The sequence below is a fragment of the Campylobacter sp. RKI_CA19_01122 genome (assembly GCF_025771325.1).
Classification (GTDB): Bacteria; Campylobacterota; Campylobacteria; order Campylobacterales; family Campylobacteraceae; genus Campylobacter_D; species Campylobacter_D lari_D.
This window is the reverse complement of the sequence record NZ_JAKMPZ010000005.1, coordinates 118464-133526: the sequence shown is the minus strand read 5'-3', so window position 1 is coordinate 133526 and position 15063 is coordinate 118464. Positions and strand designations below refer to the sequence as shown.

The 15063-nt window shown below is 30.6% G+C and carries 8 protein-coding genes and 2 pseudogenes; 8 read left to right on the top strand and 2 right to left on the bottom strand.

The window, feature by feature from the left end; genetic code table 11:
* Positions 1–35 precede the first annotated feature (35 nt).
* Together L8U37_RS04285 and L8U37_RS04280 are read right to left on the bottom strand one after the other, a co-directional pair.
* A complete protein-coding gene (locus tag L8U37_RS04285; RefSeq protein ID WP_263662735.1) occupies positions 36–2555 on the bottom strand; it encodes a molybdopterin guanine dinucleotide-containing S/N-oxide reductase in 2520 nt (839 codons plus the stop codon).
* Between the two features lies 1 nt (position 2556).
* Complete coding sequence (locus L8U37_RS04280; RefSeq protein WP_133319461.1) at positions 2557–3135, bottom strand: cytochrome c3 family protein; 579 nt, start codon at positions 3133–3135, stop codon at positions 2557–2559.
* A 212-nt stretch (positions 3136–3347) separates the two neighbouring features.
* Here L8U37_RS04280 and L8U37_RS04275 point away from each other — a divergent pair.
* From L8U37_RS04275 to L8U37_RS04245, 8 genes and pseudogenes are all read left to right on the top strand, one after another.
* A pseudogene (locus L8U37_RS04275) lies at positions 3348–6506 on the top strand (Eco57I restriction-modification methylase domain-containing protein); the annotation flags it as partial.
* 426 nt (positions 6507–6932) lie between these two features.
* A pseudogene (locus L8U37_RS08215) lies at positions 6933–7136 on the top strand (hypothetical protein); the annotation flags it as partial.
* Positions 7137–7138: 2 nt separating this feature from the next.
* Positions 7139–8308, top strand: coding sequence for a protein kinase family protein (locus tag L8U37_RS04270; protein ID WP_263728682.1), 1170 nt, complete (start codon positions 7139–7141; stop codon positions 8306–8308).
* 38 nt (positions 8309–8346) lie between these two features.
* Positions 8347–10269: a pentapeptide repeat-containing protein gene (locus L8U37_RS04265; protein WP_263728677.1), complete on the top strand. Its 1923-nt coding sequence runs from the start codon at positions 8347–8349 to the stop codon at positions 10267–10269.
* Positions 10270–10545: 276 nt separating this feature from the next.
* The gene (locus L8U37_RS04260; protein WP_412174900.1) at positions 10546–12201 is read left to right on the top strand and encodes an L-lactate permease; all 1656 of its coding nucleotides are present in this window, start codon (positions 10546–10548) and stop codon (positions 12199–12201) included.
* Between the two features lie 6 nt (positions 12202–12207).
* Positions 12208–12948, top strand: coding sequence for a (Fe-S)-binding protein (locus L8U37_RS04255; protein ID WP_263728676.1), 741 nt, complete (start codon positions 12208–12210; stop codon positions 12946–12948).
* Positions 12945–14360, top strand: a complete 1416-nt coding sequence (locus tag L8U37_RS04250; protein ID WP_012662151.1) for a LutB/LldF family L-lactate oxidation iron-sulfur protein — start codon at positions 12945–12947, stop codon at positions 14358–14360. Before L8U37_RS04255 ends, L8U37_RS04250 begins: the two co-directional genes overlap by 4 nt.
* The gene (locus L8U37_RS04245; protein WP_263728675.1) at positions 14353–15003 is read left to right on the top strand and encodes a LutC/YkgG family protein; all 651 of its coding nucleotides are present in this window, start codon (positions 14353–14355) and stop codon (positions 15001–15003) included. Before L8U37_RS04250 ends, L8U37_RS04245 begins: the two co-directional genes overlap by 8 nt.
* Positions 15004–15063 lie beyond the last annotated feature (60 nt).

Here is a 15063-nt window from a genome sequence, read left to right as displayed (position 1 = left end):
TCTTAGAAGAAATTATCTTCTAAGAAAGAGAATGTTTATACAGCGCCTTTTGGAGCTGTAAATGCTGTTATTTTAGGCGGTAATCCCTTATATTTTTCTATATTTACTAAGCCTGTATGAGAAATGTTTCCGTTTGCTAATTCAGAAGTTGGCATATCAATAGTTAAGACATTTACATTTCCGTATTTGCACATTCCTTCATCATTTGGATCATACCAGCCACCTTCGCATAATCTTACAACATTTGGCATAATATCTTTAGTTACCACAGCACCTGCGAGAACTTGACCTCTTTTATTGAAAACTCTTACAATATCACCATCTTTGATTCCAAGTTTTTTAGCATCAATAGGATTGATTAAGATAGGTTCTCTATCATTTACTGCATATTTTTCACGCAATGAGGTATGGCACATTTGAGAGTGAAGCCTATCTGTTGGATGATTAGTTAGTAGATGAAAAGGTGTTTCCTTAGTAGCATTTCCTAGCCATTCTATCGGCTCCATCCACATTGGATGTGCTTTGCAGTCTTTATAGTTATACTTTTCGATAGTTTTTGAGTAAATTTCTATCAAGCCTGATTCGGTGCCTAGAGCATTTAAGATAGGATCTTCAATAAATTCAGAAAATCTCACCCATTCCATGCTTTCTATGGTTGGAGAAAAAGTTATAGGCTCATTTTTGGCCCAAAATTCTTCAAAACTTGGCATTTTTGGCTCAAATACATCCCCATAAGCTTGAGTTTGTTTTAAAGCGCTATTGTAGTATTCTTTAATAAAATCTTTTGCTTTTTTACCATTTTCGGTATAAGCATTAAATACATCATCTCCATACACTTTACAAATATCAGCAAAAATTTCATAGTCATCTTTGCTCTCGCCTATTGGTAATACTGCTTGCTTCATTGGAGCTATATTCATATTAGAATAATCTCCACTCATGGTAATATCATCTCGTTCATAAGAACTTGTGGTAGGCATTACAATATCTGCCATTTTCGCAGTTGGAGTCCAATAAATTTCATTTACAACTATAGTTCTTGGTTTTTGCCATGCTTTGATGTTAGTGTTTGTATTTTGATGATGAACTAATGGATTTCCACCTGCCCAATAAATAAAGTCAATATCAGGATAGGTTATTTTAGAACCATTATTGTCTATAACTTTCCCAGGATTTAATAAAGCATCAGCTATTCTAGCTACAGGAAAAGAATAACTAGCAGTATTTTGTAGCCATTCAGCACCACCTTGAGATTCTCCATTTTTTGGCATACCTTTAAATTTACCATTTTCCCAAATTCCCACAGCTCCTGCTGTAATACCTCCTATAACACCACCTTTGCATGATGGAACACCGCCATTACTATAGTGATAACTTAAGCCAAATCCACCACCTTTAGTGCCAATTTGACCAAGCATTGAAGCTAGGGTTATTAACATCCAATGAGGTTGTTCACCATGATGAGCTCTTTGCATGCCCCAACCACTCATGATCATAGTAGGGTTATCATAAAAACTTTCAGCTAGTGTTTTGATGATTTTTTCATCAATTCCACAAATTTTACTTGCCCATTTTGTATCTTTTTTAATACCATCATTCTTGCCATCTAAATAAGCTTTGAATTTATCAAATCCACTTGTATAATTTTCTAAAAATTCATAATTGACTTTATTTTTTTCGATCAAATGACTAGCCATGCCTATCATCATAGCAACATCTGTATTTGGTTTTGGAGAGATCCATTGTGCATTTAAAAATTTAGCAGTTTCGGTTTTTATAGGATCTATACAAATAACCTTGATTTTACTATTTTTTAATTTTTCAAAGTAAGCAAGACCTCTTTGATCGTTTGAAGTCCAAGCTATTCTTAAAGTAGCGATAGGATTAGCACCCCAAATAACTACTATTTTAGAATGTTCTAAAATGTTTTCCCATGAAGTTTGCTGTTCATACACTTCAATAGAGCCTACAACATAAGGCATTATTATTTGAGAAGCTCCTGTTGAGTAATCTCCGGTAGTCCCTACAAAACCACCTGTGACATTTAAAAATCTATGGAGCAATATTCTACAATTTTGCATATTTCCACTAGATTTCCATCCGTAGCTTCCACCAAATATAGCTTGAGTTCCTTTTTGCTCTCTTGTTTTTTTAAGTTCTTTTGCTATAAGTTTTATAGCCTCATCATAACTTACACGCACAAATTCATCTTTTCCTCTAAGTTCAGGTTTTGGACTGTCGGGATTTTCAAGATAGCTTTTTCTAACATAAGGATATTTCACGCGCGATTTATAGATCATATCTGCTGTATAGTGTTGTAAAGGATTGTCAATTTGTGTTACTTTTTCCCATGGCTCACTTTTAATTACCACACCATCTTTAATGGTAAGTTTTAAAATTCCCCAATGTGCTGCTGTTATCACACTTCCATTTTTTACTAAACCAGAATTTATTTGAGAAACTTCTATATTTTTACTCATGGCTAAACTAGGAGCTAAAGGCAACACGCTTAACCCTGCTCCGATTTTTAAAAATTTTCTTCTATCAAGTCCCATTTTATTTTACCTCCTTAAAATCTTTTGCATTTTTTTGCAAATACTGTATCACTAGCCAATGATCTTTCTTATCAATTCCTGTTCTATTTACCATTGATCTAAAAGTAGCAGGCCAGCCATTAGCACTAAATTCACTTTCTTTATGAACGCTATGACAAATTCCGCAATTATTCATATAAAGCTCTTTAGCTTTTATAAACATTTCTTTGTTGCTTTTTGCAAAATCTTTCTTGTCAGTCCAAACTTCTATGGTAGCTTTATCCCATTTTCCATTTTTGCTTTTAGTATAAGTTTTAAAATCAAGTTTTGTATTTTTAGAAAATGCAGCAACTATGATTCTTTGACTATCGTTGTAATAAAGCACAGAAGGCGAAGCAGGATTAACATAGCCTGTGATCTTGACTAAAACTTTATTTCCATCAGTTTTTAATACTTCAAAAGGATTTGTGGGTAGCAATCTACCAACAGCTTTTGTGTCATTTTTGCTTAAGTAAAGTGAGCTTACTTCACTTGTAAAAAATTCATTTTTAGCGCAAACAAAAGAAACAAGCGCTAAACAGAAAACTAAAATTTTTCCCATTTTGCCTCCTTGATATTTTTAATATAAACTTATTGTATAACTTTAGTATTAAAATTTTCTTAGTATAAAAATATAAAAAATGCAATAATAAATATTATCTAATAATTTTTTATTAATTTTTAATTTATTTGTTTTTATATTTTCATAAAGTCTTTTCAATCCTTTAAAGTAAATTTTAGTAAAATATAAAATATTCTTTATAAAGGTTAAAAATGCACTTTACTTTGCTAAATGAAAAAGATTTTTTCAACCCCTACTACCGCAAAAAGCAAATCACACAAAATGAATTTGACACTTTTAGCAAGGCTTTAATGCAGTATCTAGAAAGGCTTGAAAGCTCACAAAATGAAAATGAAGACTATCTTGTAGCTAACGCACTTAGTCCATTTTTAACCACGCTAAATTTCAAAACCCACATCAAAACCAAACAAAAAGGCAAAAGCGAGATTGATTTAGCCATCGCTAAAGATGAGCTTAGCAAAGATTTAGAAGTTCTCATCGAAGCTAAAAAGCCCAACTCAAAAGAATTCATCATCCACGCAAAGCCAAATTCCAAAGCCTTGCATGAAGCCATTTTGTATTATTTTAGAAACAGAGAGCATAGCTTTAGTTTGAAATTTATCATCATCACAGACTTTTATAAATTCTACATTTTCAAAGCTAGTGAATTTGAAGAGCTTTTTTATAAAAACACAAGCTTTAAAAAGCTTTTTGAAGAATTTCAAAGCCCAAATTCACTTTTTAAAGGCAACACTGATGAATTTTACAAAGAAGCAAGCAAACTTATAGAAAATTCCAAAGAAAGTTTAAAAGGCTTTTTTATCGATTTAGCCTTTTTAAAAGACAAGCAAAAGTCAAATTTCAAAAATCTAGCAAGCATTTTCAAAACCTTTCATAGAGACTTTTTGCTAAATGAATTTAGCCCAAATGACGCAAACTCACTAAACAACGCATTCTATAAAGAGCTTTTATACATCCTAGGTTTAAGCGAGAGCAAACAGCTTTCTAAATTCATCATCACACAAAGTGAGCAAAGCAAACAAGCCCAAGGCACGCTTTATCATCTCATAGCGAGCAAGCTTCCAAAGCATGACTTTGAAGAGGTGTTAAAATTCATCATACTTTGGCTAAACCGCATTTTATTTTTAAAGCTTATTGAGTCTAATTTAGTTAGATTTAATGATGATAAAACCCTTAAATTTCTAAACTATGAAAAAATTCCAAATTTTACTACCCTTTCACACCTTTTCTTTGATATCTTAGCTAAAGAAAAGCACACAAGGACGCAGAGTAAATTTAGCTATTTGCCTTATTTAAATTCATCACTTTTTGAAAAACAAGCCATCGAAAAAACCACACTAGAAATCGCTGCTTTAGAAAATGACGCTTTGCTAGAGTACCACCCACACACGCAGTTAAAAGATGACAAAGGTAAAAGCAAAAAAGGCAAAGTAGGTTTGCTTGAGTATTTGTTTGAGTTTTTAGACAGCTTTGATTTTGGAGCAGATGAGCAAAGTGAAGAACTCATCAAGCAAAAAGAACTCATCAACTCAAGCGTTTTGGGAAATGTCTTTGAAAAACTAAATGGCTACAAAGAAGGTAGTTTTTATACCCCAAGTTTTATCACTTCATACATGTGTAAAGCAAGCATAGAAAAAGTCGTACTAGATAAGTTTAACCATACTTTTAAGCTAAATGCCACCAAGCTAAACGAGCTAAGAACCCAGCTACGCCAAGAAAAAATCCCTCAAGAACAAAAACTAGCCTTGCTAAATTCCATACGCATTTGCGATCCTGCAGTGGGAAGTGGGCATTTTTTAGTTTCAGCTTTAAATGCCATGCTTATGGTGCATTATGAGCTTGGTTTGTTTGAAGAGGACTTTTACCTAAGCGTGCAAAATGATGAAATTTTAGTGCAAAATCACAAAGGCCAGTTTTTAGAGTATAAACGCCCTGATTTTGACAAAGACAAAACCCACCTTTGCCAAAAAGAACTTTTTGAGCGTAAAAAAGACATCATAGAAAACAACCTTTTTGGAGTGGATATCAACCCAAACTCATGCGAGATCACTAAACTAAGACTTTGGATAGAGCTTTTAAAACACAGCTTTTATGAAAGCTTTGATGATACAAACTATCATGATCTTAAAACCCTGCCAAACATCGATATCAACATAAAATGCGGAAATTCGCTTATAAGTTATTTTGAAATTCACAAAAGCCTTTCTCACTACCCAAACATCAAAGAACGCATGGATAAATACAAACGCATAGTCAAAGACTACAAAGAAGGCTTTTACACCGACAAAACTCTCATCGCAAAAGAGATCAAAAACCTCAAAGAGTCTTTTAAAAATTTCTGTTTAAAAGACAAATTTGCCAAAGAGATCAAGCAACTTACCAACGGCGCTAATGAATACTCTAAAAAATACGGCGATTTTTTAGCACAAGATGAAAAAGATGAGAATTTTAGAGCATTTTTCTCTAAAAATATGTTTGAATTTGACTTTGATGAAAGTGCTGCTAAGAAAGAATTTAAAAAGCTTAAAAAGCTTTATGAGAGTATATTTGACTTAGAAAGTGCAAATCCTTTTGAATGGCGTTTTGAATTTAGCGAAGTGCTTGATGAGGGCGGGAGCTTTCAAGGGTTTGATCTCATCATCGGTAACCCACCTTACATCAGACAAGAAGACATCAAAGAGTTAAAGCCAAATTTAGCTAAAAACTATAAAGTATATAAAGGCACAAGCGACATTTATACTTACTTTTATGAGCTTGGGTTTAATGTGCTAAAGCAAAATGGTGTTTTGTCTTTCATCACTTCAAACAAATACACAAGAGCAGGTTATGGAGAGCCTTTGCGTGAATTTTTGCTTAAAAATACCACACTTTTAGAATACATCGATCTAAATGGTATAAAAGTCTTTGATAGTGCTACGGTAGATACTTCCATACTAAGCTTTGAAAAAGCAAAAACTAAAGATAATAGCTTCAAATACCTAGCCCCAAGCACCGAGCTTTTAAAAGAAAATGACTTTAATATAGAAAGCATTTTAAATTTTAACAAAATCGCACAAAATTCTTTAAGCAAAGAATGCTTTACTTTCAATGATGAAAGCACAAACGCACTAAAAGCAAAGATAGAAAAGCACGGCACTCCACTTAAAGACTGGCATGGGCTTAATATATATCGTGGAATTTTAACAGGGCTTAATGAAGCCTTTATCATTACTACTGAAAAAAGAGATGAAATTTTAACTAAATGCAAAGATGAAGCCGAAAAAGAACGCACCGCCAAACTCATACGCAAAATGCTACGCGGTAGAGATATAAAAAGATATAGTTATGAGTGGGCAGGGCTTTGGGTGATATTTATACCTTGGCATTTTCCAAATGTTGAAAAGCCAAAAACAATGCTAGAAAATGAACAAGATTTAAAAGAACAATATTCGAGCTTATATAATCACTTATTATCACATAAAGAAAAATTATCTAATAGAAATAAAGCTGAAACAGGAATTCGTTATGAGTGGTATTGTTTGCAAAGATGGGGAGCAAATTATTATCAAGAATTTGAAAAAGAAAAGATAGGCTGGCAAAGAGTAACCCAAGAACCGAGTTTTATTTTAGAAAACGAGCGTGTTTTATTGGATTCTATGGCTTTTATGGTAGGAAATTCTAAAAATTAACTTAAATATCTTTTGGGATTTTTAAATTCTAGTTTGATATTTTATTATTTTAAAAATATCGGGCATTTGTATTCAGATAAAGGTTTTTTATTATCAAATCAATATGTAGAAAAATTTCCTATACCAAAAATAAATTCTAAAAATGAAAAACTAGCAAACGAGCTTATAAGCTTAGTCGATGAGATTTTAGTTTTAAAAGAGCAAGACAAAAACGCAAACACCAAAGCCCAAGAAGACAAAATAAACTCTATCGTTTATAAACTTTACAACCTAAACGAAGAAGAAATAAAAATCATTGAAGGAAATAAGTGAAAATGGATTTAGTAAGAAATGCTATTGAGATTGCTTATAAAGCAATTGATTATAAAAAAACTTTAGCATATAGTGAATTATATGATAGTATTTGTGATAAAAAATTGCAGATTATTTTTTCAACTTTACATAGTGAAATTATTAAAGATTTTAAAGCAATGAACGAGCGACTTCCGGTCACTCAAACAAGTATTAGACATTATTGGGCAGAAAATAGTAGAAGTTTAAAAGAAAGTATAGAAATAGCAAAACAATTAGAAAAAGAGTTAAAAAATAGTGAATTGTCTTTTGAAATAGATAGGTATTATAATCAAATATTTAATAAATGTTTAGAATTCTTACAATCTAGTTACGGTAGCGAACTTCCTGAAGGTATGGAAAAAATAGGAATATATGAAGTTATTCCTATATTTAAAAAATCAGATTTTATTAAAAATTCAAAAACTAATATAGAGTATCAATTAAAAAATATTGGTTGCGGTTCTTATGCGAAAGTATTTAAATATTATGATGAATTTTATCAATGTGATTTTGCTTTAAAAAGATTAAATGAAAATGCAAATACTAAAGAAATTGAAAGATTTTTAAAAGAATTTGAAACAATGAAAAATATAAATAATCCTTATATTTTAAAAGTATATTCTTTAAATAAAAATAGAAATGAATATATTATGGAATATGCTGATTTTACTTTAGAAAAATATATAAATCAAAATAATTCCAAACTTTTGATTGATGAAAAAATTAGTTTAGGTTGTCAAATAATTAGAGGTATTGAAATTTTATGGAATAAAAAAATATTACATAGAGATATAAGCTTTAAAAATATTTTATTAAAGATATACGATGATATTTATCCTGTAGTAAAAATTTCAGATTTTGGGCTTATAAAAGAGATTGATAGTCAATTAACAAGTGAAAATACAGAAGTAAAAGGAAGTTTAAATGAAATTTCTAGATTACAAAAAAAGGGTTTTAAAAACTATGATACAAGTGATGAAATTTATGCTTTAAGTAGAGTTTTGTATTTTGTAGCCACTGGAAAAACAAATATGGAAAAAGCTAAATGCAACTTTTTACAAAAAGCAACTGATGAAAATATAGAGAATAGATATAAAAATTTAAATGATTTAAGAAAAGATTTTGTTTCTTTTTTAAAAAACCGCACGTAAAAACTCCATAGTGCCAAGTTGAAATATAGGAAGATGAAATGATAGAAGAAACACTTGAAAAAATACTTCATACTTTAGAAAAATGTTGTAAAAAAACACATCAGAATAATAAGAGTGAAAGTGGTGAAAACAAGAGTAAAATTAATAGCCAAGAAGCTACTAATATCAAAGAGAAATTATCCGAAGTTTTATCTATAGATAAACAATATATATTTGATTTAAGTGATAAAAAAACGCTAGAAATAATAAAAGAAAAAGAAGACTTTAGGCAAAGAGATGAGTTATTTTCTGATAATGAAAAATGGTATTTGATTTACGATAAAGGAGGTAGCAAAATAGATATATCTTTATCATATGATAGGATAAAAAGTATTCCAAGTAATATTATTTTTAATAATTGCAATATTGATTTGTATATGAATAAGCCAGAAGATACGGGAAAAGATAATATAGAGACAATTAAAAACCATCTATATTTTTATAATTGTACTTTTGAAAAAGTGTTAATCAAATTAAAAAATATTATTTTTGAAAAAACATTAACTTTTGATCAGTGTGCGTTTTATAATGACTTAAAAATACATCAAAACCAATTTTTAGATCATTTGGTTTTTATAAATTGCTATGATAAGCAAAGCGATATAAAAATTACATCCTTAGATTTGCAAGAAAATAAAATTAAAGGACATCTTTTTATAAAAAACTGTGCTATAAAAAATATAAATTTGTGGAAAAATAAATTTGAAAATAGGTGTTATTTTGTGGATAGCGAATTTGGATATGAACGAGATGGGGATAATAAAGCAAAATTAAATTTTTCAAATGCTCATTTTGAAGATAATGCCTATTTTAACAATTCTAAATTTTATAGCTATGCTGATTTTCACGAGTGTGAATTTGAAAAAATAGCTTGTTTTTACGGAGTAACTTTTGATAAAGCTCCAAATTTTTCTCAAATAATTTTGAAAGATAATTTTAATGCTTTAAATATAACTTTAAATTTTACATTTGATGATTTGGAAAAACAAATCAAACAAGAGCATGAATATTTTAATAAAGATAAAAATGAAAAAGATAAAAAATCTTTAGATAAATTTGCAAATGATTTTAGAGATTCTTTTAGAGTTTTTAAAAATGCATTGATAAAAGATAATAATCTTTTAGAAGCTTCAAATTTTCATAAATACGAGCTTTATTGTAAAGAGATAGAACTAAAAAATAAAAAAGGCAAGACTCTTAAAGATATAGTAGATAAATGGCAACTCTTTCTCTACCGTAAACTTTGTGATCATCATACAGACTTGCTAAAGGTGTTTCATAATCTACTTATCATCATCATGCTTTTTAGTGTTTTTTCTTTTGTGCTTGATAAATTTAAACAACCTAGTATAGAAAATAATGCAAAATATCACATTGTTCAAGTAGATACTAACGAAAGTTATATCTTTAAAGAACACAATAAAACGACTTATAATTTTTTATCCTTGAATATAGAGCAAGAATTTAAAAACTTGGACAGTTTATTATCTAAAACTGAGATTTATTTTTCTCTCGGTTTTGTATTGTTAGTGACTTTAGTTGCATTGTTGAATAAAAAATACTTATGGTTCTTGCTTTTGCCTTTGTTTGTAGGAGTGGTTTATTGCATAGGATTTCCTAAGTCGATTATTACTCATTTTATGATCATAATGCTATTTGCATGTACTTTTATACTTATAATGGTTTTTGATAGCAAGCCTAAAAGATTTCTTTTTGTAGGTATTTCTTATATAGTTTGTATTTTTACGCTACTTGCAAAACCTAGTTTAATGCTTCCTGTGTTTGGAAGCTTTTTAGAAAAAGACACCAACGCTACTTATCCTTTATTGCTTAGCTTATCTGTGGTGTATTTTATACTTGTAGCTTTAGTGATATTCTCACTCCAAAAAACCGCACGCAAAAACTCCATAGTACCAAGCTGAAAGCAAAATCATGCTTTTAGCTTTAAAGTGTGATGAAAAATTTGATTTAAAAATACTTTTGATATAAATATTTTTATTATATTTATATTTTGTTTCAAATATAAACAATACTTTATATTTCATTTGTAAAGTGTAAATTTTTGTTTTTATTAAAAGAGAATTTTTATACGAAATGTTACTCTTATACTCATATAGTTAATTTTTTCTAACAAAAATACACAAAAATAAAAATATTTGTTAAGCTAGATATTGGAAATTTTTATCAAAAGGAAAAATATGTGGCAACAAATATATAATCCATTTGACAACATACTTTTAAGTGCTTTGGTGGCTTTTTTGCCTATTTTGTGCTTTTTGCTTTCTCTTGTAGTTTTCAAACTCAAAGGTTATCAAGCAGGCTTTTTAACTCTTATTTTATCAAGTGTTGTGGCATTGTTTGCTTATGATATGCCGTTTTCTTTATTAGGTGCTAGCTTTATACAAGGTTTTACAAATGGTATTTGGCCTATAGCTTGGATCATCATCGCGGCCATATTTTTATATAAACTTTCTATCAAATCAGGCTCGTTTGAAGTGATAAAACAAAGTGTTATGAGTATCACTCCAGATCATAGAATTCAAGTGATTTTGATTGGATTTTGTTTTGGTTCTTTTTTAGAAGGTGCTATAGGTTTTGGAGGGCCAGTGGCTATTACCGCTGCATTACTTGTAGGACTTGGGCTTAGACCATTATACGCTGCAGGACTTTGTCTCATAGCCAATACCGCTCCGGTAGCTTTTGGAGCAGTTGGAATTCCTATCATAGCGATGAGTAATCTAGCAGGTATAGAACAGCACGGTGTTTCAGCTATGGTGGGTAGAATGCTTGTGCCTCTTAGCTTGACTATACCATTTTTTATAGTATTTTTAATGGATGGTTTAAAAGGGGTTAAAGAAACCTTTCCTGCTATTTTTGTCGCAGCCATTTCTTTTACTGCTACACAATTTTGGAGTTCAAATCATTTAGGTGCAGAACTTCCAGATATTATTTCAGCGGTTGTTTCTTTGTCTGTTACTACGATATTTTTAAAATTTTGGAAGCCAAAAAATATTTTTAGATTAGATGATGTAAAAGACTTTGAAAACTCACAAAAGCTAGAATTTAAAAAAGTATTTTTAGCTTGGATTCCTTTTATACTTTTGATTATTTGCATTATTATATGGACTCAACCTTGGTTTAAGGCTTTATTTGCTAAAGATGGAATATTAAATTTTATGCAATTTACTTTGAAATTTAATGAAGCCTTAGGAGCTATCATAAGTCCTGATATAGTTAATCCACAAATCACAAAAACAATGATTCCATCACATACTATAGATTTAGTAGCACAAGCAGGAACTGCTATTTTAGTGGCTGCTTTAATGAGCATTGTTGTGTTGAAAATAAAAATCAACGAAGCTACCGAGTGTTTTTGGGAAACTTTAAAAGAAATGGCCACTCCATGCTTAACTATAGGCTTAGTAGTTGCTTTTGCCTTTATAGCTAAAAATAGCGGTATGAGCACTACTTTAGGACTTGCTTTTTCAAATACAGGCGATGCTTATGCATTTTTTTCTCCTATCATAGGATGGATAGGTGTGTTTTTAACAGGTTCTGATACTAGTTCAAATTTGCTTTTTGGGACATTACAGCAAGTTAGTGCTCAAAAATTAGGAATTTCAGAAGCTTTATTTTTAGCAGCAAATTCTGTTGGTGGAGTTGTGGGTAAAATGATATCTCCTCAAAGTATAGCGGTAGCTTGTGCAGCAGTTGGACTTGTAGGAAAAGAATCTGAATTGTTTAGATTTACTTTAAAATACTCAATAGGTTTTATAATTCTAATAGGAATTTGGACTTTTGTTATAGCATTTTTCTTCCACGGGATTATCCCTGAAGCAGTGCTTTTAAAATAAGGATTGATGATGAAAAAAGTGTATTTATTTGCTACTTGTTTGGGTAGTGCGATAATGCAAGAAAGTGTTTTAAACGCGGTTAGACTTTTAAGAAGAGAGGGAGTTGAAGTTTTATTTAAAAAGCAGCAAACTTGCTGCTCTCAACCCTCATTTAATTCAGGGTATTTTAAAGAAAGTAAAAATATAGCTTTGCATAATATAAAACTTTTTACTCAAGATTATCCTATAGTAGTGCCAAGCGGTTCTTGTGCGGGGATGATGAGTCATGATTATTTAGAGCTTTTCAAAGATGATGAGCATTTTAACTTGGTAAAGGAATTTAGCTCTAGAGTGATTGATCTTAGCCAGTATTTAGATGAGGTTTTAAAGGTTGATTATGAAGATAAAGGTGAGCCTATAAAAGTGACTTGGCACTCTAACTGCCATGCATTAAGAATTCAAAAAAGCATACAAGCGAGCAAAAATCTGCTAAAAAAACTCAAAAATGTGGAATTAATTCCTCTAGAATTTGAAGAAGAATGCTGTGGTTTTGGAGGAACTTTTTCTGTGAAAGAGCCTCAAATTTCAAACTCTATGGCACAAGAAAAAATCAAAGATATCCAAAATACAGGCGTAAAATATGTATTAAGTTCTGATGGTGGGTGTTTGATGAATATTGCAGGCACGATGAGTAAAATGGGGCTTGATATAAAAGGAATTCATTTGTATGATTTTTTAAACAAGCGTCTTGAAGGAGTTGCGATATGAAAATGACACATGAACAAATTGTGGATGTGAAAATTCATGATAAGCAAATGCGAGAGAATTTAAGATCTGCCATGCATACTTTGCAAAAAAATCGTTTAAAAGTTATAGATGAGAAATTTAATGATTGGCAAGGACTAAGATCTAAAGCTAAGCAAGCTAAAAACAATGCTTTATCAACTTTACACGATAGGCTTTTAGAATTTGAACAAAATGCCACTAAAAATGGCATAAATGTCCATTGGGCGAGTTCTGATGAGGATGCCTGTGAGATTATATATGAATTAATGGTAGAAAAAAACATCGGTAAAATTCTAAAAGGTAAATCTATGGCTAGTGAGGAAATAGGTTTAAACCACTACCTAGAATCCAAAGGCTTAAAAGCCATAGAAACAGATTTAGGCGAACTTATATTGCAGTTAAATGATGAAACTCCCGTGCATATTGTAGTTCCAGCGGTACATAAGAACCGCTATGAAATTGGTAAAATTTTTCAAGAAAAATTAGGCTCTAATTTAGAAAGTGAGCCAGAAAAGCTAAATTCTATTGCAAGAAAGCATTTAAGAGATGAATTTGAAGGGCTTAAAATGGGACTTAGCGGAGTAAATTTTGCTATGTCTAAAGAAGGCGCTTTTTGGCTTATAGAAAATGAGGGAAATGGTAGGATGTGTACCACAGCAAGTGATATACATGTAGCACTTTGTGGTATAGAAAAAGTTATGGAAAGCTTTGAAGATGCTGCCACTATGGTGTCTTTGCTTACTCCATCAGCTACGGGTCAATTTATACCAACTTATAACAATATCATTACAGGACCTAGAAAAAATGGAGATTTAGATGGCCCAAAAGAAGTGCATATTATTCTTTTTGATCATAATAGAAGCAAAATGCTAAATGATGAAGATTATTATGAAGCTTTGCGTTGTATAAGATGTGGGGCTTGTATGAATTTTTGTCCTGTGTATGATAAAATAGGCGGCCATACTTATCAAAGTGTATATCCAGGGCCGATTGGAGAAGTCATAAGTCCTAATCTTTTTGGTATGCAAGAAAATGGTGATATTCTTACTTTTTGCTCGCTTTGTGGAAGATGTTCTGAAGTTTGTCCAGTAAGAATTCCTCTTGCGGATTTAATACGCAAATTAAGAGCAGCAAAAGTAGGTCAAGGAAGTTTTGATAATATCACTCCAAATACTGCTGAAGCTATGGCATTTAAGATTTTTGAAAAAGTAGCTACAACTCCTATTATTTGGAAAAATACTTTAGCAAATTTACATAATTTTAATTGGCTTTTGCAAAAAGGAAAAAATTCTTTACCAGTAGTTAAAAAATGGAGTGCTTATAAGGAATTTCCACAAATAAAACTTGATCTTTATAAAGAACTTGAAAATATGCAAGGAGTAAAGTGTGAGTAGAATAAATGAAATTTCTTCACAAAGCAAAAAAGCTATTTTGGATAAGATTAAAAATACACATTTATCTTTTGAAAAAATCCCGACTATGGATCCTATAGAGCATATCAAAACAAGTGATGATATGTATAGTGAGTTAAAAGAAAAAATGAGTGCAAATAAATACATAGTAGAAGAAAGCTCGTTAGAAGAATTAGAAGAAAAAATCAATCAAATTGTTAAAAGTTATGGCTATAAAAGTCTTATTTATCCTGATAATTTAAATTTAGATATAAATAAAATTGAAGCCGAAAAAAAGACTTGTTTTAATCAAGAGATTGAAAAAATACGAAAAGAAGTTTTTCATAGTGATTTTTCTATCATCCAAGCAAGAGTTGGAGTAAGCTCACATGGCGTTGCTTTAGTTTTGTCTGATAAAACTCAACCAAGAATGCTTTCTTTGGCTCCTATGCTTTGTATTGTTTTATTAAAAAAAGAAAATATTGTAAAAAGCATTAGCCAAGCATTGAATTTAGTAAAAGAAGAAAATGAAATTTTACCTAGCAATATTTTGTTTATAGCAGGGCCATCAAGAACTGCAGATATTGAACTTATCACTGTTTTTGGAGTTCATGGATCTCAAAAGGTTCATATTATACTTTATTGATTTATTTAGAATTTGCACTTAGTGTAAATTCTAAAATCACCTTCAAATCAAAAATTAACT